The 17,770-nt window shown below is 61.7% G+C and carries 19 protein-coding genes; 11 read left to right on the forward strand and 8 right to left on the reverse strand.

Annotation, left to right across the window (positions count from 1 at the left end; all coding sequences use genetic code 11):
• Positions 1–104: 104 nt before the first annotated feature.
• Both ACFQDI_RS03010 and ACFQDI_RS03015 read left to right on the forward strand, forming a co-directional pair.
• Positions 105–983: a hypothetical protein gene (locus ACFQDI_RS03010; RefSeq protein ID WP_377163262.1), complete on the forward strand. Its 879-nt coding sequence runs from the start codon at positions 105–107 to the stop codon at positions 981–983.
• A 3-nt stretch (positions 984–986) separates the two neighbouring features.
• Positions 987–1,547: a hypothetical protein gene (locus ACFQDI_RS03015; RefSeq protein WP_377163264.1), complete on the forward strand. Its 561-nt coding sequence runs from the start codon at positions 987–989 to the stop codon at positions 1,545–1,547.
• 452 nt (positions 1,548–1,999) lie between these two features.
• On the opposite strand, the gene rfaD is transcribed toward ACFQDI_RS03015, so the two are convergent.
• The gene (gene rfaD / locus ACFQDI_RS03020; RefSeq protein WP_377163266.1) at positions 2,000–3,010 is read right to left on the reverse strand and encodes an ADP-glyceromanno-heptose 6-epimerase; all 1,011 of its coding nucleotides are present in this window, start codon (positions 3,008–3,010) and stop codon (positions 2,000–2,002) included.
• A gap of 67 nt (positions 3,011–3,077) precedes the next feature.
• Positions 3,078–3,644, reverse strand: coding sequence for a hypothetical protein (locus ACFQDI_RS03025; protein WP_377163268.1), 567 nt, complete (start codon positions 3,642–3,644; stop codon positions 3,078–3,080).
• Between the two features lie 223 nt (positions 3,645–3,867).
• Between ACFQDI_RS03025 and ACFQDI_RS03030 the strand changes: the two genes are divergently transcribed.
• The 6 genes from ACFQDI_RS03030 (at position 3,868) to ACFQDI_RS03055 (ending at position 9,368) form a co-directional block, all read left to right on the forward strand.
• Positions 3,868–4,914 carry a thiamine pyrophosphate-dependent dehydrogenase E1 component subunit alpha gene (locus ACFQDI_RS03030; protein WP_377163270.1) on the forward strand — a complete coding sequence of 349 codons (1,047 nt, stop codon included), beginning with the start codon at positions 3,868–3,870 and terminating at the stop codon, positions 4,912–4,914.
• A complete protein-coding gene (locus ACFQDI_RS03035; protein ID WP_377163272.1) occupies positions 4,911–5,876 on the forward strand; it encodes an alpha-ketoacid dehydrogenase subunit beta in 966 nt (321 codons plus the stop codon). Before ACFQDI_RS03030 ends, ACFQDI_RS03035 begins: the two co-directional genes overlap by 4 nt.
• A gap of 30 nt (positions 5,877–5,906) precedes the next feature.
• Entirely contained in the window at positions 5,907–7,151 is a 1,245-nt protein-coding gene (locus tag ACFQDI_RS03040) for a 2-oxo acid dehydrogenase subunit E2 (protein WP_377163274.1), read from the forward strand.
• Positions 7,152–7,220: 69 nt separating this feature from the next.
• Positions 7,221–7,796 carry a 5-formyltetrahydrofolate cyclo-ligase gene (locus tag ACFQDI_RS03045; RefSeq protein WP_377163276.1) on the forward strand — a complete coding sequence of 192 codons (576 nt, stop codon included), beginning with the start codon at positions 7,221–7,223 and terminating at the stop codon, positions 7,794–7,796.
• 61 nt (positions 7,797–7,857) lie between these two features.
• A complete protein-coding gene (gene prmC / locus ACFQDI_RS03050) occupies positions 7,858–8,712 on the forward strand; it encodes a peptide chain release factor N(5)-glutamine methyltransferase (protein ID WP_377163278.1) in 855 nt (284 codons plus the stop codon).
• Positions 8,713–8,840: 128 nt separating this feature from the next.
• Complete coding sequence (locus tag ACFQDI_RS03055) at positions 8,841–9,368, forward strand: hypothetical protein (RefSeq protein ID WP_377163280.1); 528 nt, start codon at positions 8,841–8,843, stop codon at positions 9,366–9,368.
• A gap of 81 nt (positions 9,369–9,449) precedes the next feature.
• Here ACFQDI_RS03055 and ACFQDI_RS03060 read toward each other — a convergent pair whose 3' ends face one another.
• Positions 9,450–10,931, reverse strand: coding sequence for a hypothetical protein (locus ACFQDI_RS03060; RefSeq protein ID WP_377163282.1), 1,482 nt, complete (start codon positions 10,929–10,931; stop codon positions 9,450–9,452).
• 103 nt (positions 10,932–11,034) lie between these two features.
• Complete coding sequence (locus tag ACFQDI_RS03065; RefSeq protein WP_377163284.1) at positions 11,035–11,739, reverse strand: zinc ribbon domain-containing protein; 705 nt, start codon at positions 11,737–11,739, stop codon at positions 11,035–11,037.
• 150 nt (positions 11,740–11,889) lie between these two features.
• On the opposite strand from ACFQDI_RS03065, the gene ACFQDI_RS03070 reads away from it, so the two are divergent.
• Positions 11,890–12,801 (forward strand): nucleotidyltransferase family protein, encoded by a 912-nt coding sequence (locus ACFQDI_RS03070; protein WP_377163286.1) that lies wholly within the window; start codon positions 11,890–11,892, stop codon positions 12,799–12,801.
• Positions 12,802–12,870: 69 nt separating this feature from the next.
• Here the strand turns inward: ACFQDI_RS03070 and ACFQDI_RS03075 are convergent, their stop codons facing one another.
• Positions 12,871–14,196 carry a 3-deoxy-D-manno-octulosonic acid transferase gene (locus ACFQDI_RS03075; RefSeq protein ID WP_377163288.1) on the reverse strand — a complete coding sequence of 442 codons (1,326 nt, stop codon included), beginning with the start codon at positions 14,194–14,196 and terminating at the stop codon, positions 12,871–12,873.
• A complete protein-coding gene (gene rsmD / locus ACFQDI_RS03080) occupies positions 14,177–14,758 on the reverse strand; it encodes a 16S rRNA (guanine(966)-N(2))-methyltransferase RsmD (protein WP_377163290.1) in 582 nt (193 codons plus the stop codon). The genes ACFQDI_RS03075 and rsmD overlap by 20 nt, the downstream gene beginning before the upstream one ends.
• A 221-nt stretch (positions 14,759–14,979) precedes the next feature.
• Between rsmD and ACFQDI_RS03085 the strand changes: the two genes are divergently transcribed.
• The gene (locus ACFQDI_RS03085) at positions 14,980–15,546 is read left to right on the forward strand and encodes a cupin domain-containing protein (RefSeq protein WP_377163292.1); all 567 of its coding nucleotides are present in this window, start codon (positions 14,980–14,982) and stop codon (positions 15,544–15,546) included.
• Between the two features lie 33 nt (positions 15,547–15,579).
• On the opposite strand, the gene ACFQDI_RS03090 is transcribed toward ACFQDI_RS03085, so the two are convergent.
• Together ACFQDI_RS03090 and ACFQDI_RS03095 are read right to left on the reverse strand one after the other, a co-directional pair.
• A complete protein-coding gene (locus ACFQDI_RS03090; protein ID WP_377163294.1) occupies positions 15,580–15,999 on the reverse strand; it encodes a hypothetical protein in 420 nt (139 codons plus the stop codon).
• A gap of 14 nt (positions 16,000–16,013) precedes the next feature.
• Positions 16,014–17,147: an outer membrane protein assembly factor BamB family protein gene (locus ACFQDI_RS03095; protein WP_377163296.1), complete on the reverse strand. Its 1,134-nt coding sequence runs from the start codon at positions 17,145–17,147 to the stop codon at positions 16,014–16,016.
• A gap of 51 nt (positions 17,148–17,198) precedes the next feature.
• On the opposite strand from ACFQDI_RS03095, the gene ACFQDI_RS03100 reads away from it, so the two are divergent.
• A complete protein-coding gene (locus tag ACFQDI_RS03100; protein ID WP_377163298.1) occupies positions 17,199–17,747 on the forward strand; it encodes a hypothetical protein in 549 nt (182 codons plus the stop codon).
• Positions 17,748–17,770: the final 23 nt, after the last annotated feature.

The raw sequence follows: 17,770 nt of genomic DNA on the forward strand, positions 1-17,770 counted from the left end.
ATTGGAGTGAGTCGGAGAGAGGGCCGGATGGCACAGTCGCTCTTGCCCCTCAGACAGTGGTGGCTGAGCTTGGGCTCGGTCAGTTTCTCAAATAAACATCCAAAATGCCCGGAATCTACATCGCCGCCATTCTGACCAACCTGATCGCCATCGCGGTTTTTGGCGTGCTCATTCATAAGCTGCCCAAGCCTGCCAATGGCTGGCTGCTGCTGGCGGCGGTGTTGATCTGTCTGCCGCTGCAGCCGCTGGCTTTCTACTGTGTGCGCCTGCCGCTGGATCACTGGCTGGCCGGATGGCTGACGCGGAAGTCCATGGCGTATCAATGGCTGGTGACGCTGTACGCGCCGCTGACGGAGGAGCCTGCGAAGCTGCTGGTGCTGCTGATTCCAGCGATCCTGCGGGATGTGCGGCCTGAGAATTTCACCCGCTACGCCCTCGCCATCGGACTCGGTTTTGCGCTGGGGGAGATGTGGTTCATCGCCGAGCGTGTGTCCCACCAGCCCGCTCTGGCCAAGCTGCCGTTCTATCAGTTTGGCGGCTACGTGAATGAGCGGCTGATGACCTGCGTGTTTCACAGCGCTTTCGCGGCCATCACGCTTTCCCAATTGCGCCGCAGCCTATGGCTCGGGCTGGGCGGAGCCATGGTCGCGCATTGGGCGGCGAACTTTCCGATCAGCCTCATGGCGTGGAATGTGGGCGGCCTGGGCCGGACGACCTGGGGGGGGATCGTGGGATTGTGGCTGGTGGTGCTCTTGGTGGGAGCGCTGGCCTTGCTCGCCCGCTATACCACGGGCCGCTCGTTTCCCTGGCGTCTCCTCTATGGCATCCGCCACTGCCCAGAGTGTGGCACCGACTTCGAGCCTTCACCGATGGCCGTCAACTTCGGAGATAAGCGCTATGAAAAATGTCCGCATTGCCGCAAGTGGGTGTGGACCCAAAAGAGTGCGGCCAGACAAGGTGCGCCACGCCACTTACCAAGTTGACCCATGCTGGAAAAACTGAAACAGATCTACACGAGACCGGACGAGCGCCAAGCTGTGGAATGGCTTTGCGATCCCTCCGGCTATCCGTCCCTTCAGCCGCAGGATGCACGGAACTTTATTCTTCAGCTTTACGTCATGCCCTCGTTTCGCCCGATGATGAGCTGGACTCTTTTCCAGCAGCCGGACGCGGCCTTCATGGTGAGGCGGGTGCGTTGGGATTTCATTGCGGACTATCAGGCGAAGTCATGTGGATTGACTATTAAGCTGCCAACGACTTACGGAGCAGATGCGCTATGTCCGCCCGGTTTGGTCTCATCCGCCTTGGAGGAATTGTCTTCGCTTTCGGTGCCGGCATTTGATGCTGCATCCTGCTTCGGTATCGACGGAGTTACTTACGGCTTTCGAAGGCAGAGTTTTAGCCAGACGTTTGAGTTCAGCTGGTGGTGTGAGTCACCGAAAGGCTGTGAGGCTGTTGCTGCTTGGTATCATCGTTTTACCGAGCAGTTGGAGGACATTCTTCCCGCTCATGCCGACCAGTTTCGGCTTTCAGCCATCAGGCCATGAAGGAATTCGACTGCCCTCAAGTGTGTTCATGGTGTATGATGGCCTCCTCACATTCTATCCCTGATTTCGGAGCCTGTGCCATGCACACTGAGCCTGAACGTCAGCCATCAAGTTAATCTACCACATGAACAAGATGTCCGAGGACGAGGTAAGTCTAATTATGAAGATGTGTGACGATGCATTCGGCGAGTTTAAGCGAGATGGCAGAGTCACGACCATTTGTTGTCACGTCTGCGGTGGTTTGCTTGAGATAAGGGCGCTCGGTCCAGAAGTTTGGCAGACGAATTGTCGCTGCGGTAAGTACAACAGCACATGGAAGGGACTTTGAGAGTGTGACGGTGAAGCAGGTGCTCCGCCATGCCTCGAAACGAATCCAAGCATCGCGCTCTGGTTGCTTTCTCACGACTCGTGTTTCGGATCGCTTTGCTTGGGTCGTAAGTCGTTGAGTCACTTCACCCTGCCCCCACCTCATCCCCCAATCGCTTATCCGGCACCAGATACCCCTGCACGTAATCCCGCACCGCTTCGGCCAGCGGCGTGATTTCCGTCTGGAACCCTGACCCGCGGAGTTTGGCGATGTCGGCGCAGGTGTAGTACTGGTACTTCGACTGCAGGTGCTCGGGCATGTCGATGAACTCGATGTTGGGCTCCTTGCCGAGGGCGGTGAAGATGGCGGTGGCGAGTTCGATCCAGGTGTGAGCTTGGCCGGAGCCGAGGTTGAAGAGGCCGCCGGCGCTCGGGGTTTCGGCCAGGTGGAGGGTCATGCGGATGGCGTCCTTCACGTAAAGGAAGTCGCGCATCTGCTCGCCGTGCTTGTAGTCGGGGCGGTGGGATTTAAAGAGCTGCACCTTTCCGGTGGCGAGGATCTGGCCGCAGGCCTTGTGCACGAGGCTGCGCATGTCGGCCTTGTGGTCTTCGTTGGGGCCATAGACGTTGAAGTACTTGAGGCCTACGATATGCGGCAGCCAGCCTTCGCGCTTGGCGTGCAGGTCAAAGAGGTGCTTGGAGTACCCGTACATGTTCAGCGGGCGCAGGGCGTGGATGTCGGGCATCTGGTCGTCCATGCCGTGGGCTCCGTCCCCGTAGGTGGCGGCGGAGGAGGCATAGACAAAGCGGGCTTGGGTGGCGAGCGACCACTGGCAGAGCTGCTTGGTGAACTCGTAGTTGTTCCGCATGAGGTAGTCGGCGTCCCGCTCGGTGGTGGCGGAGCAGGCCCCGAGGTGCAGGATGTGGTCAAAGCGGCCCAGCTTGGCGGGGCTGTTTACCACGGCGTGCAGGAGGTCGTTGCCGTCGATGTAGTCGGCAAATTTCAGCGGGACGAGGTTTTTCCACTTCTCGTCGGTGCTGAGGCGGTCGCATACCACGATGTTTTCGCAGCCCCGGCGGTTGAGCTCCCAGACGAGGGCGCTGCCGATGAATCCGGCTCCGCCGGTGATGAGGATGCGACTTTCCGTGTTTTTCATGAGCCCGTCTGGTAACGGGGAAAACAGCGGGATTCAAGCCGGAGCTTGAGATAGCTGCCTGCCATCGCTACGCCGCCATGGCCTCGGGCTGCTGCGGGGTATGGAACACAGGGAGCTGCTCGCGCCAGAGGGCGGGGTGCAGGAAGGTGCTGCGGGGATCGCGGTCCCACTGGCCCTGCCAGCCGATCACGGTTTCCATGATGATGGGGTTGGGGCACTGGATGGCCGGGTAGAGCCACTGCTGGTCTGCCACGATGAGCTTGGGAATCAAGGCGCTGCCGTGATATTCGATCTCCCATCCGAGGAGGAGGGGTTCTTCATCGGTGAACCCTGCAAGACCTTTGGGATGCTCCACCCAGCCGACAAGACCGCTGCCGTTCAGGGCGTCCCAGACTTCACGCATTTCCAGGTCCACCCGCACGGCGAAGCCCTTGGTCCTGGCGGCCTGGCCGCCGTTGACTGGATCGCGGCTGACAAGGCCAAAAAGAATGCTCGTGGGGCAGTTGTCGGGAACGATGTCCACCTGAAACCCAAAGCGGATGGGATGGTCCGGCAGCAGCAGGCTTCCGTAGCTTTGCAGCTGGAAGCCTGAGAAAGCGGGATCAGCAGCAGCAGTGGCGTTGAGCGATTCCATGGTTTTCTAAAAATTTAGGATATGTTTATCAAAAATGCACTCAATTATTATAATTTCAAATATTTTATTCAAATTGTCCTGCATTTGTCACTTAAAATCTTAAAAAGTCATTTAGAGGCATAGCGGGACGAGTGCCATGTGCGCTGAAATTTCTGCCAGACTAGCGGATTACTTGCCGCCGCGCTATTGACGAAACTGTTGCCGTAGATACCAAGTATACCTCGTGGCACTCGCTTCATCGATCAACTGCGCTGAAATCGACCTGACGGCCGATTTTCGCGATCAATTTCTACTTACCTTCCAGCACATGCTGCTCGCCAGAGTGCTGGAGGAGAAGCTTGGTTCGCTTTACCGGGCAGGTGGGCGCATCGTAGGAGGGGTATATCTGGGAAAAGGGCAGGAGGCCTTCAGTGCGGCGCTGGGCATCCAGCTGCGCAAAGGCCGGGACATCTATGGCCCGCTCATTCGTGACCAGGCCGGACGCATCGCCTTTGGTGAGCCCATCATCGATACCGTACGTACTTACCTGGGGGCGGTCACCGGCCCCATGCGTGGCCGGGATGGCAACATTCACCGCGGCAGGCCGAAAGAAGGGCACATGGCCATGATCAGCCACCTGGGCAGTCTGCTTTCAGTGGTGGCCGGGGGGCTTTTCGCCCGTCGGCTGGCCGGCACTCTGGCAGACAGCATCGGTGCCACCAGCATTGGCGATGGCGGCACCTCCACGGGTGCCTTTCACGAAGGCCTGAACATGGCGGCGGTGGAAAAGCTGCCCATCATCGTGAGCATCGCGAACAACCAGTATGCCTACTCCACGCCCAACACCCGCCAGTATGCGTGTGAAAACCTGGTGGATCGTGCGGCAGGGTATGGGGTCGAGGGCGTGACGGTGGACGCCACGGATCTCGCCTCCTGTCTCAAGGCCTTCCGGGCGGCTGCTGCCAGGGCGCGCGCCGGAGGCGGCCCGCAGATGATCGTGGGTACGCTGCTGCGCCTTTCGGGGCACGGGGAGCACGATGACGCCTCCTACATTCCTGACACCAAGCGTCAGGCAGCTGCGGCGCGTGACTGCCTGCAGGTGGCGGAAAACTTCGCCCGTGACCATGGCTGGATGTCCTCCTCAGACCTGCGTGAGCTGCATGAGGAAGTGCGTCGTAACGTCGATCAAACCGTTTCCAAAGTGTCCAAAGAACCCGCACCTGACCCCTTTAAAGAAAACTGGCAGGCACTGTCTTGCGCTGAGCTGGTGGAGGGACAGCACGAGGCATGAGCATCACTTATCTCGAAGCCATTCGTGAGGCCCAGTATGAGGCTCTGCGTGACGACCCCTCCGTCTTCCTCTACGGCCAGGACATCGCCACCTTCGGCGGCGCATTCAAGGCCACGAAGAACCTCAGCAAGGAGTTTCCCAATCGTGTGTTTGACGCCCCCATCAGCGAGGACGCGATGGTGGGCATGGCGGTAGGCGCAGCCGTGGAGGGCGCACGGCCCATCATTGAGATGCAGTTTGCCGATTTCTCCTCCATCGGCTTCAATCAGATCGTCAACCAGGCTGCCACTCTCTACTGGCGCACCAACGTGCCGTGCCCCATCACCATCCGCATGCCCTCCGGTGGCACGGCCGGCAGCGGCCCGTTTCACAGCCAGTCCATGGAGGCCCTCTACGCGCATTACCCCGGGCTGGTCATCGTGACTCCGGCCACCGTGGAAGACGCCTACTGGATGCTGCTGGACAGCGTGAAGCTGGACGACCCGGTCATTTTTTGCGAGCACAAGTTCCTCTACTACCACCTCAAGGCTGAGCGCATCGGGGATCGCGAGCTGCCCATCGGCAAGGCGCGCATCGCCCGCCCCGGGCGGCATGCCACCATCGTGACCTACAGCGCCATGGTGCATGAGGCGCTGCGTGCCGCCGAGGAACTCCAGCTGGACGGCTATCAGATCGAAGTCGTCGATCTCCGTTCGGTGAAGCCCATGGACACGGACACGATCCTCGCCTCCGTCGCGCGGACCGGGCGTCTGCTGGCCTTGGGCGAGGCCTTCCCCTGGGGCGGAGTCACGGCGGAAATCATCGCCCGCGTCACCACGGACGGTTTCCATCTGCTCGACGCACCGCCCATGCGGCTGAACTCCAAGGACACTCCGATTCCATACCATCCGAATCTCTGGAAGTCGCATCGACCCACCACCTCCACCATTGCCGCGGCGCTCCGCCGTCTGCTGCGCAATTAACTTCCTGCTTTCCGTTTTCAGCATCCTGTCATGCGTACCATCCCCATTTTGATGCCTCAGCTTGGCGAGTCCATCGCCGAAGCCACCATCATTCGCATCTTGGTCGAGCCTGGCCGGGTGGTCGAGGCCGGCTGCGATCTCTTTGAAGTCGAGACCAACAAGGCCACCATGGCCGTGACGGCCCCGTGTGCCGGCAAGGTGGGCCAGATCGTGGCCACGCCAAAGACCAGCTATGCCGTTGGCTCGACGCTGGCGGCCTTTGAGATCAGCGCCGAGGACGCCCAGCTGCTGGGCCTCAGCGACGAGCCGTCTGCCAAGGCCGAAGCCCCCAGCCACGACCGCTCAGGCGGAGGCTCCGATGAGGTGGAAAACCTTCACTTCAAGATCAGCGACAACGACGTCATCTCCACCCGCCAGCCCACCGTGGAGCCGGTGGTGGGCGGCCTGCCGGTGCCTGCGGGTGCCGCCGGAGCCTCCTACATTTCGCCGCGCATGCGGGCCCGCATGGCTGAGCTGGGGCTTAACTCGTCCGACCTCGCCGGCGTGCCCGGCACGGGAGCTGGCGGCCGTGTGACGGTGGAGGACTTTGAGTCCTTCCTGCGCGGGCTGGAGCAGCACCGCATGACGCCTGCCTCCCCCATGCGCATCGCTGTGGCGGACTCCATGCGCCGCAGTTGGACGCGCCCGCTCGCCACCGTGGGCAGCCCCATCATGCTGGACGCCATGCTGGCACACCGCAGAAAAGCCGACCCCAAGCCCGGCCCCGCGCTTTATGTCATCCGCGCGCTGGCCATCGCCCTCTCTGAAAACACCGCGTTTGCCGGGCGTCTGGTGGGCAACCGCATCGTGCACCCGCTGGCCATCGACATCGGCTTCGCTGTGGAGGTGGAAGACGGTGTGATGGTGCCAACGCTGCGCGAGGTGGAGAAGACCCCGCTCATCAAGCTGGTGCCCACCTACAACAAGCTGGTGGAGCAGGCACGCGCCCGCCGCCTGCCCAATGACGTGAAACGCCCCGGCATCGCCACGGTGACCAACTTCGGCACCTTTGGCATCGTGTGGGCCACCCCTATCCCGCTGCCGGAGCAGAACCTCGTGCTGGGCCTCGGTGCTGGCAGCAAGGTGCCGCACTGGAGCGAGGAGGTGAACCAGTTCATCCCCGTGACCGAAGCCGAGCTGACGCTGAGCTTTGACCACCGCGTGCTGGATGGCGGCGGTGCCGGGCGCCTGCTCAAGCGCGTGGCCGAGCTGCTGCAGAAGCCCGAGCTTCTTTAAGGTGCGACAGACACTCCTGTCTGTCGATCAGCGCTCCCGCGAGCCACAGCGCATCCATTTACCCCAGCCATGCAAGACAAAGCCATGCTGCGCCAGACCCTGCGCGAACGCCTGCGGGCGCTGGACGAGGAGATGCGTGACGCCGCGAGTGCGAAGATCGCCGCACACATCCTCACACACTGCGGGAGCGGTGCCGCAGCGCAGACCTGGGCGCTCTTTGGCGGGCTGCGCAATGAGCCTGACCTCGTGACGCATCTGCTGCCCCGTTTGCTGGAGCGCGGCGTGCGCGTGTGCTTCTTCCATATCGAGAAACACGAGCTGCAGCCTCGTGTGGTGCACTCGGTCGATGATCTGAAACGTGGCACGATGAATGTGTGGGAGCCGCAGGTGCACTGCGCTCCGGTGCCGGTGGCGGAGCTGGATGTCATTCTGGTGCCCGGTCTGGCCTTCACGCGCACGGGCGCGCGTCTGGGGCGTGGCGGCGGTTATTACGACCGTCTGCTGGCGCAGTCGCAGTGCCGTGCGAGACGTCTCGCCGTGGCGTTTGAGGCGCAGATCATCGAAGACATCCCGTGTGAGGCCCATGACCAGCGGGTGCCGCAAATCATCACGGAATCCGGCTTGATCGAGGCCGTGGCGTCTTGATTAGTGCGCAGCGCGGCGGCCTGTGCCGTTTGTGCCAGCGCATCCGTTCCACACCCTCTCCATGAAGCTCATCCTCGAAATCGTCCAGTCCGGCACCGCCTACCTGGAGAAGCGCAAGATCGAGGAGGCCCGGCTGAACATGGAGCACCTGCTGGCGCATGTCCTGGGATGCCGCCGGCTCGACCTTTATCTGCGCTTTGGCGAGTCTGTGCCTGAGACCGAACTGGTCAAGCTGCGCGATCTCCTGCGCCGTCGCGGGGAAGGGGAGCCGCTGCAGCATCTGCTCGGCACGGTGGAGTTTTGCGGCCATGAATTTGTCAGCGACCACCGCGCCCTGATCCCGCGCCCCGAGACGGAGACGCTGGTGGAACTCATCCTCAAAAAATGCCCCGCCGCGCCCGCGCGTGTGCTGGACATGGCCACCGGCTCAGGCTGCATCGGCCTCAGCCTCGCCAAAGCCTGGCCGCTGAGCGAGGTGGTGCTGGCAGACATCAGCGAAGACGCGCTGGACCTCGCCCGGCTCAATGCCTCGCGCCTGGGCTGCAACGTGAAGTTTCTGCGCAGCGATCTCTTTGAAAAGATCACCGGCAGTTTTGATCTCGTCGCCGCCAATCTGCCCTACATCCCCACCGCCGAGATCCCCACGCTCAGTGCCGAGGTGCAGCGAGATCCCATCCTCGCACTTGATGGCGGCCCCGATGGCCTTCGCATCGTGGAGCGTTTTCTCAATGAGGCTCTGCCGCATCTGAATGCCGGTGCGCTCATCGCTCTGGAAGTGGGGCATGATCAAGGCGCGCCGGTGGCGGCGAGATGCACGGAGCTGGGCTATCTGAATGCCAGCACGGCGGCGGATCTGGCGGGGATACACCGCTTTGTGTTTGCTGTGGCACCCGCAAGCCAGGCTGCTGAGGCATAGCGGCCGGGGCCATTCTGCCCGCAACACGTGGCTGTGACGCACGGTTGCGACAAACCTAACATCCGGCTGCAGCAAATGAATCAAGATTCATCACATGGGGGTGGGTATAGTGGGTTATCGTATAAGCAATGCTGAATATTCAAAGGCTTGACCAGGAGTTGCTGCAACATCCCAATTATCCCAGAAGGGGCTGGATAGGTGTGGACCTGGACGGCACGCTGGCCAGGTCTGACCCCGCCGCACCCTCTCATCACATCGGCGTTCCCGTTTCGCCTATGCTCAAGCGGGTGAAGTATTGGATCAAAACAGGCCGGACGGTCAAAATATTCACAGCGCGTGCTGGCAACCTTCAGGATGAGGACAGGATTCATCAGTGGTGCATCCGGCATGGACTGCCGCAGCTTGAAATCACCAACCGCAAAGACCACAAGATGCTCGCCTTGTGGGATGACCGTGCTGTGGGCGTCGTGAAAAATGCCGGCATTCCCATTCTGCCGGTGCCGGTGAGCTTGTGGCAGACTGTGCGTCTGCGTCTGCTTCAGTTGCTGGGGCGCGGCTGCCATATGGAGGCGGACCGCCGCCACCTGAAGGACTATTTTGCTGCAGCGGAGGAAGCCAGTCCGGATTTTCTTGAGCTGGAAAGTGAGCCAGGATAGCGCGTCTGAGCACAGGCAGGATTGAGTGCCGGCCATTGCTGAAGCAAGTTTGCAGACAGGCCGGTGCTTCTGCCTCCAGACTTACAACTCGCCCATACCGCCGCGTTTGATCCAGGTGTTGAGCGGTTCGAACGGGGACACATCCAAGGCGATGCCGCAGCCGAAGGGGGCTGAGTTGACGGTGGAAACATCGAGCCTGCCGTTCTCGATCTGGAGCGTGGGAAAGCCTGCGGGATGGCGGCGGTAGAGGCCGGCGTGGGTGGCGAGCACGGCCTCCTGCGTGGCGGCGGAGTGCATGCTGAGGCCGCGGAAGTAGTGGTGGCCGTTGCGCTCCACGTGCGTCACTCCGAGCAGGGCCATGACGCTGAGATCCTGCAGCAGGGCCACGGGGCCGACGTTGGCGAGGTCTTCGCCGCTGAGGATGGGGCCGCCACGAATGGCGGGGCTGCGCTTTTTGAGCAGCGCGGCATTGGCCAGGCCTTTGACGACGCCTTTGCAGTTTTTGTGGCTGGTGCCGCGATAGCCGAGATCCAGCGCACGAGGCAGATCGGCCAGGGAGGCGTCGCTTTCATCAATGATCATCCCCGGGCCTTCGGTCCAGGTGCTGAGCGTGGCGGCGACATCTTCGTTTAGCGCCTGGGAGCGGTGCAGCGGCTGCTCGATGAGGATGAGGTTCTGAAACAGCGGCGCCAGTGCGGCATCTGCCCGCAGCGTGGCGTAGAAGTCGCGGAAGGAGGCCAGATCGTAGAACTGCTCGTTGCCATCCAGCGTGGCGTGGAAGCCGGAGGGGCAGTTGGCAGTGATGACGCGGGTGATCTCGCGCAAGCGTGGCAGGTCCTGGTCGGGTTTGCCGCAGACCTTGATCTTGAAATAGCGCAGGCCGTACGCGCGGATGTTTTCCTCCAGCGTGTAGGGCAGGCCATCATCCAGCGCGCCATCGGCGGCGCTGAGGGGGTCTCCAAGGCCCACGGTGTGGCGTGCGCTGACGTGAGACAGGGGCGCGGGGGCCATGGCATCGGCCACACGCATGCCGCACAGCTCTTCGCGCACGGCTCCGAGATCAATGCCAAGCACATCGGAGCGCAGCACGGCATGCAGGGGCTGACCCAGTGCTTTGCACAGACCGTCGAGCACGGAGCGCTCGATGAGGCTCACGCCCAGATTGGCCAGCAGCGCGGGCTGTTCCCTGACCTTTGCCCACTGGCTCTGCTCTGCGTACAGGTTCTGCCACCAGCCAAAGAAGCCCGTGGGCTTTTCCGCGGCCAGGCGTGCGATGCGCGAGGCGTTTTGGATGACGGCGATCATCTCGGCCAGATCCAGCTCGAAGGGAGTGTCCGGATTCTTGGTGAACCACTTCGGCGGCAGGCCTTCGCTGGCGAGCCCGCTCACCGCCTTGCCATCCACCACCAGGTTCACCGTCACGAAAAGATGAGGCAGCGCATTCATGCTGGCGATGCCGTACTTGAACGGGAACCGCGTGTGCATGGGCAGCACGTGAAAGTGGAAGGACTCGATGGCAAAGGTCATGTGGGAGAAAAGACCTTTCAATGATGCTGCGGTCAAGGAGTCAGGAGATGAAGACAGCGACGAATGCGCCGCGCTCCTGCTTCAGCTCCGGGCATGCCTTTCGTGCCGGGCGCAGCCGTGCCCGGCCACGCTTTCAGCGTTACTCCACCAGATAGAGAATGCGTCCGCAGCTCTCGCACTGAGTCAGCTTTTCGGACTGCTTCAGGGACTGGATGACTCCGACGACGGCCTTCATGTGGCAGCCGCCGCACATGGAGTTCTCCATGGGCACGATGGCGGCGTCTCCCTTTTTGTTGAAGATGCGTGTGTAGAGGTCCAGCGCGTCAGGATCGATGGGAGCGGCCATGGTGGCGCGTTCGGCGTTGAGATCGTCGAGGCGCTTTTTCACGCCCACGCCGCGTTCATCGAGCGCCTTGAGCTCCTCGTTCACGCGGGTCTGTGTGCCGGCCAGCTTGGCCTGGGCATCCTTCAGCTTTGACTTGGCGGCTTCCAGCGCCTCCATCTGCTCCAGCTCGCCATCTTCCAGCTTGGTCACATCGTCCTGGTAGCGTTTGATTTCATGACCCAGGGCGGCGAATTCGTCGTTCTTGCGCGTTTCGAACTGCTGGTCCTGCATGCGCTTGATGCTGTTCTGGCGCGTCTGGACATCGAGCTGGATGTTTTTGATCTTCACCTCGACCTCCTTCACGGCCTGATTCGCGGCATCCACGGCGGCCTGGTCTCCAGCCAGCTGCATTTTGGCACGTGCTTGCAGCGTCGGGATGTCCTTGAGGTCTTTTTGCAGGGCACGAATGCGCTGGTCACGTTCCTGAAGCTGAATAAGTTTCGTGATGTCTTGAAGCATGTGTTTTTGTGGATGTAAGCCGAAACGGCGGAAGAGCACAAGTGCTCTGTTGGGAGGTTCGGCGCGTGTCTTGAGCTCAGCACTTCGTCTTGACCTGACAGCCGCCCGACGAAAAGATGCGCGCCCTCACTCCATTTCCACATTCATTTGATGAAACCCACACTCCTCATCCTTGCTGCCGGCATGGGCAGCCGTTACGGCGGCCTCAAACAACTCGACGCCATGGGGCCATCCGGGGAGGTGGTGCTGGACTACTCCGTGTTTGATGCGATCCGCGCCGGATTTGGCAAGGTGGTCTTTGTCATCCGCCGCGACTTTGAGGAGCTTTTCCGCACGCAGATCGGTTCCAAGTACGCCGGCCGCATCGAGGTGGAGTACGCGTTTCAGGACATCAACGACCTGCCTTCCGGGTTCACCGTGCCCGAGGGCCGCACCAAGCCCTGGGGCACCGCCCACGCGCTGCTCTCCGCGGAGAAAGTGGTGAACGAGCCCTTCCTCATGATCAATGCGGACGACTTCTACGGCCAGGATGCGTACAAAAAGATCGCCGCAGATCTGGTGCAGCCGCGCCCGCAGGATGGCAAGAGCCACTGGTCCATGGTGGGCTTCTATTTGAAAAACACGCTTTCCGACCACGGCAGTGTCTCCCGCGGCGTGTGCACCTGCGATTCCCACGGCATGCTGAGCACGGTGCTGGAGATGACCAAGATTTTCAAATGCGACACCGGCGCGGAAAACCGCGAGGTGGAGGGCGCCTATGTGCCGCTGACGGGAGAGGAAGTGGTTTCCATGAACTTCTTCGGCTTCACGCCGGACATCTTTGCGCATCTGCGCGCGGCCTTCACCGCCTTCCTGAAGGAGCGCGGCCACGAGCAGAAATCCGAGTGCTACGTGCCTGCGCAGGTGGATGCCCTGATCGCGGCTGGCAAGGCGGACGTGCGTGTGCTGGAGACGACGGGCAAGTGGTTCGGCGTCACCTATCCTGAAGACAAGGCGGAGGTGGTGGCCAGCATCCGTGCGCTGGTGGATGCAGGCGAGTACCCGCAGTCTCTGTGGGGCTGAGAAAGCAGCGATGAGCTTTGGCTCGTTCGGGGAGGTCTGATCGCTCCCAAAACGGGCTGAAGCTCCGGATTACTTTCCGAGCAGCCGCTCCACGCTGCGCATCGTCGCGCCTTCGTGGGTTCTGAGGGCGTCGTGGCCTGCCTTGGCCATGAGGGCGGCTTTGTCTGCTTTTTGCAGCAGGGTGCGGCAGGCAGACTCCAGCTCAGCGAAGTCAGCCACCTGCTGCGCGCCGCCGTGCTTAAGCAGCAGGTCCACCAGCGGCGTGAAGTTCTCCATGTGCGGCCCAAAAAGCACGGGCTTCTGCGCCAGCGCGGCCTCGGCGGGGTTTTGGCCGCCTTCCGCGAGGAAGCTTTTGCCCACGACCACCAGCGTCGCCAGATGCTGCCACGCGGCGAGTTCGCCCGTGGTGTCGATCAGCAAGACAGGCGCACTGGCATCCACGCGCGAGTTGGGCACGCTGCGCAGGGCAGGGGAGATGCCGATGCCTTGCAGCTCCGCGCAGATCTCGGTACGGCGCTCCACATGCCGTGGCACGATGAGGAGTGCGAGCTGGGGAATGTGGGCGCGCAGGCGCAGGAAGACGCGGGCGAGTTCGACTTCTTCACCCGCATGGGTGCTGGCGGCCAGCAGCGTGGGCTGTGCTTCGGCAATGCCGGCGAGAGCGCGCACCGAATGCAGTTCCTCGATTTTGATGGCAGGAACGACCGAGCCTTCGGGGTCATACTTGATGCTGCCGGTGAGGTGGATGTGGCCTGCCCCGACTCCAAAGCCCTGCCAGCGTGCCACATCTTCCGGCTCCTGCACCAGCACCTGCTTCAGCATGCCAAAGACGGGGCCGATGAGTGCGCGAAACTTCTGGTAACGGCGTGCGCTGCGCGGGGAGAGGCGCGCATTGACGAGGGAAACGGGAATGCCCAGGCGGGTGGCGCTGGCGGTCAGGTTGGGCCACACCTCGGCCTCCACGAGCACGAGCTGCGTGGGCTGGATGCTCTCCAGCATGAGCCTGCCGACACCGGGCAGGTCGATGGGGCTGTAGATGGCCACCATGCGCCCGGCGTGCTGCGCCGCCAGCTCTGCGGCCAGCGCGTAGCCGGTCGGGGTGGTGGTGCTGAGGACGATTCCAAGATGTGCGTCCGTTTTGAGCAGGCGGCTGATGAGCTTTTTGGCCACGCCCACCTCTCCCACGCTCACGGCATGCACCCAGAAGCGCTCGCGCTGGGGCAGGGCATCGATGGCGGTCCTGACCTCGCGCGGCAGGAAGCCGAGGCGCTGGGCAAGGTCCTGCCAGCGGCCGTTGCGGCGGCGCATCTTGATGATGGCGCCGGGAAGCATCAGCACGAGCCCCAGCGGCAGCAGTAGATTGTACAGGGTGAGGCTAAGCGCTTTCGATGCCATGCGGGATTTTGCGCAGCCAGACGATGCGGGTGGAGCCGTAGTGGCGGTCCGTCAGCACCTCCCATCCGGGCCAGTGTTTGGTTTCGCGGTTGAAGTGGTGACTTTCCAGAATGAGGTGGCTGTCTGCATGCAGCAGCGCAGGCAGCGCCTCTTCGGCCAGGAGTTTGGCGATGAAGTCGGTGTCCTCGTCGCTGTGCGTGTAGGGCGGGTCCGCAAAGATCAGGTCAAACTGCTTCCCATCCTTTTGCAGCAGGGGCAGCAGCCGGAAGACATCGCTGTGGCGCACGGTGGCACCGGTGAGGCGGGTTTTGGCGATGTTTCTGCGGATGACTTCGCAGGCGCCTTTGTTTTCGTCCACCAGCATGGCGGAGGCCGCGCCCCGGCTCAGGCATTCGAGGCCCAGAGCTCCTGTGCCGGCAAACAAATCCAGCACATGGGCACCGGGCACGAGCTCCCCGAGCATCGAAAACACAGCCTGCCTCACACGGTCCTGCGTGGGCCGTGTGACGGTTTTGGGGACTTCGAGAGCGAGCCCTCCCGCGCTGCCAGAAATGATACGCACCCAGTTCCTTTAGCGGTGGGTTGCGGGGATGCAAGGAGGGGCTGCAACTGGAGGACCGCACAAGTCATGCGCGGGGCAGGGGGCAAAGCGGCGTGCTCTGGCGGTGCCTAGGGCATGCTTTAACGCGAATAAAGATATAGCCCATTGGGTGTGTCAGAATTTCGCTACACAAGTTTTCTCGACAATAGGCAATTTGGCTATTGATTATAAAGACAGAAAATATGGAAAATGCATTCAAATCCCCCCTCGGATTCATTGACAGCAACTCCGCCAGCTCTGCCGCCCGCCGACTGTCCAGCGACTCGGCGCGCATCCAGACGGGCTCGATTTTGAATCAAGATCTCCAGCCTTCGCCCATCAACCCCGACTGGATTCTGGAGGGAAACCCCATCGCCCGGGCCACCACGCTGGCGATCGCGCCTGACCAGACGCTTTCATGCGCAGTCTGGGAATGCAGCGCGGGCAAGTTCAAGTGGGTGTTTGGGCTGGACGAGATTATACAGATCCTGGAGGGGGAGGTGGTGATCGAGGAGCAGACTCCGGAGCGCAAGGTCCACACGCTGCGCGTCGGCGACACGGCGCTTTTCCCGGACGGACTGACCACGCACTGGACGGTGACCAACTATGTGAGGAAGTTTGCCATTCACCGCACCATCCGCCGCTCCTTTTTCTGGCGCCTGAAGCGCAAAATGCGTCACCTCCTCGGGCTGGGGGCAAAGGCGGGCCTGGGCTGCTACGGGGCCATGGTCCACATGGAGACGGCCGTGGAGGCGCTGAGCTTTGCGTGACCTTGATGGAAACGCGCTTGGAACAAGGGAGTTTCAAGCACTGTTGTTTCCTACTTGTGGCAGTAAGTCAGGGCTGTCGCGGTAGATCCTCACCTCTGAAGGATTGATAAAGACGTCATAGTCAAAGTTGTCCGAACGAAAGTAGATCTCCCATGCAGGGGCACGCTCAGATACAAGCTTTTGCAAGCCGTGCAAAAAATCCATTGTCACGATAGCTGAGTTGGCGACTTCAAATCCCATGCCACGTGAGCGCATGACGTTTGGTTCAAGATAGTAGTCGCCTTGTCCATAGGCATCGTTCTTTCCATGAGCAGCGAGGAACCCCTCGAGAGTGTCGAAGAGTCGATAATACTCCTCCTCAAACTCTTGGTCGCTGACGGAAGACTCAGGAGGATCGAATGGAGTATCGAGACGTATTGAGCACTCTTCGAGAGACAGCTTTAAGATGGTCATGATGGTTCCCAATCTCACTTCCCATTCTTAAACACGTAGAGCACCCCGTCATCCGCGCCAAAGAGGACGTGGTTTCCGGCTACGGCGGCCGAGGTCTTCACGGGCGCGCCGATCTCGTTGTGCCAGACTTCCTTGCCGGTCTTGAGGTCGAGGGCGTAGAGGTAGCCGTCGTCGCTGCCGAAGAGAGCCACCTTGCCGGCGCAGATGACGGCGCTGCTGTCGATGCGGTCGCGCGCACGGAATTCCCAGAGCTGCGCCCCGGTGACGCGGTCGATGGCGTGGAAGCGCTTGTCCCGCCCGCCGACATAGACGCCCTTTTCCCAGATGGCGGGCGCTGCGTAGTATTCAAATTCGCGCTCGCCGTACTCCCAGACCTTCATGCCGTCGGCGACGCGGTAGGCACCGACTCGGTTGCCATAATGGCTGACATAGATGACGCCGTCTGCGATGGCGACGTTGTTGCCGATGTAGGCCCCCACCTCGATCTGCCGCTCCTCCTTGCCGGTCTTCACATCATGCACGTGGAGCACGCTGTCGCAGCCGCCAAAGACGACCTTGCCGTCGCCGATGGCGCAGCCGCCGTTGATGTAATAGCCGGTTTCAGCGGCCCAGTCCTTGGCGCCGGTCTTGGCGTCGAGGCAGTAAACGGAGTAGTCGTAGCTGCCGATGATGATTTTTTGCGCCTTGGTGGCGGGGTCTGTCCAGACATTGGCGGCGGCGTGGATTTCGGCCTGGGTTTCAAATTTCCAGGCCTCCTTGCCGGTGTCGGCGTTCCAGGCATAGACAAAGCCATCCTGGCAGCCCACGACGACGAGATCGCCCGCAAAGGCGGCGGCGCCGTCAAAGGCCCCCTTGGCCTCGGCCTTCCAGACTTCCTTGCCGGTGGCGAGGTCGAGGCAGAAAAATTTGCCGTCCTTGCTGCCCAGATAGACCTTGCCGCTGCGGACGATGGCGCTGGAGACGAGCATCTCCGCCTGCCCCTTGGGCTTGTCCATGAGCTTGAACTGCCAGGCGAGCTCCAGCGGGAACTTCAGTTCGACGGGGGAGACGCCCGTCATGGCCGCGTTGCCGCGGGAGTCCGGCCATTCCGCAGGCTGGGCATGCAGGGCGGCGGAGAGGAGGAGGCTGAGGAAAAGCGTTGCGCGCATGGGTTTGGACTGTGAAACTGGCATGGTGTGCGCTTTGTTGCAAACAAGCCGATGTCTGATCACGATCTCCAACAGCCGCCGCCGATCCCGCCCGACCTGCGGTGCGAGTATGAAGAGCGCCCTTTCCAGAACTGCACGCGCTGCGGCGAGTCGCTGCCGGACTTTCCCGGCGGCTTTCAGATCTCGAAGGCCTACAAGCGCGGCGAATGCGTGATGGAGTATGCGCTGTGCGACCACTGCCGCACGCAGATGATGGAGGAGTTTTCCCAGGAGTCGAAGAACCGGCTGTCGCAGTTTCAGAACGAGCAGGTGACGCTGGAGCGCGGCCTGGACTCGTGTGCTGTCTGTGATGCCCGGCGGGATGCGCCTGGCATGGATGATTTTGTCATCACGGGCGTGTGCGAGGGGCTCTCCCTCCTGCACAGCGTGATGATCTGCGGCAAGTGCGGTGACACGGTGCAGGGCTTCATCTCAGCCAAAACGCGCGACACCTGGCGGCGCTTTGTGGACGACAACTTCCCCGGCCCGCCGCCCATGGACTCGCTGCCGGAGCCTGTGGAGTCGGGCCGCACACCGCTGCCGGTGATCGCGAAGATGTGAGTGTGGAAGAAGTGAAAAGGGGG

The organism is Prosthecobacter fluviatilis, assembly GCF_042655725.1.
GTDB classification, from domain to species: Bacteria; Verrucomicrobiota; Verrucomicrobiia; order Verrucomicrobiales; family Verrucomicrobiaceae; genus Prosthecobacter; species Prosthecobacter fluviatilis.

Excerpts from the sequence above, each read along its gene's own strand:
- ACFQDI_RS03035 (WP_377163272.1), top strand. The coding sequence starts at position 4,911 with ATGAGCATCACTTATCTCGAAGCCATTCGTGAGGCCCAGTATGAGGCT.
- ACFQDI_RS03015 (WP_377163264.1), top strand. The coding sequence starts at position 987 with ATGCTGGAAAAACTGAAACAGATCTACACGAGACCGGACGAGCGCCAA.
- ACFQDI_RS03065 (WP_377163284.1), bottom strand. The coding sequence starts at position 11,739 with ATGCTTCAAGACATCACGAAACTTATTCAGCTTCAGGAACGTGACCAG.
- ACFQDI_RS03095 (WP_377163296.1), bottom strand. The coding sequence starts at position 17,147 with ATGCGCGCAACGCTTTTCCTCAGCCTCCTCCTCTCCGCCGCCCTGCAT.
- ACFQDI_RS03040 (WP_377163274.1), top strand. The coding sequence starts at position 5,907 with ATGCGTACCATCCCCATTTTGATGCCTCAGCTTGGCGAGTCCATCGCC.
- ACFQDI_RS03070 (WP_377163286.1), top strand. The coding sequence starts at position 11,890 with ATGAAACCCACACTCCTCATCCTTGCTGCCGGCATGGGCAGCCGTTAC.
- ACFQDI_RS03075 (WP_377163288.1), bottom strand. The coding sequence starts at position 14,196 with ATGGCATCGAAAGCGCTTAGCCTCACCCTGTACAATCTACTGCTGCCG.
- prmC (WP_377163278.1), top strand. The coding sequence starts at position 7,858 with ATGAAGCTCATCCTCGAAATCGTCCAGTCCGGCACCGCCTACCTGGAG.
- ACFQDI_RS03090 (WP_377163294.1), bottom strand. The coding sequence starts at position 15,999 with ATGACCATCTTAAAGCTGTCTCTCGAAGAGTGCTCAATACGTCTCGAT.
- ACFQDI_RS03045 (WP_377163276.1), top strand. The coding sequence starts at position 7,221 with ATGCAAGACAAAGCCATGCTGCGCCAGACCCTGCGCGAACGCCTGCGG.
- rfaD (WP_377163266.1), bottom strand. The coding sequence starts at position 3,010 with ATGAAAAACACGGAAAGTCGCATCCTCATCACCGGCGGAGCCGGATTC.
- ACFQDI_RS03100 (WP_377163298.1), top strand. The coding sequence starts at position 17,199 with ATGTCTGATCACGATCTCCAACAGCCGCCGCCGATCCCGCCCGACCTG.
- ACFQDI_RS03055 (WP_377163280.1), top strand. The coding sequence starts at position 8,841 with ATGCTGAATATTCAAAGGCTTGACCAGGAGTTGCTGCAACATCCCAAT.
- ACFQDI_RS03025 (WP_377163268.1), bottom strand. The coding sequence starts at position 3,644 with ATGGAATCGCTCAACGCCACTGCTGCTGCTGATCCCGCTTTCTCAGGC.
- ACFQDI_RS03085 (WP_377163292.1), top strand. The coding sequence starts at position 14,980 with ATGGAAAATGCATTCAAATCCCCCCTCGGATTCATTGACAGCAACTCC.
- ACFQDI_RS03010 (WP_377163262.1), top strand. The coding sequence starts at position 105 with ATGCCCGGAATCTACATCGCCGCCATTCTGACCAACCTGATCGCCATC.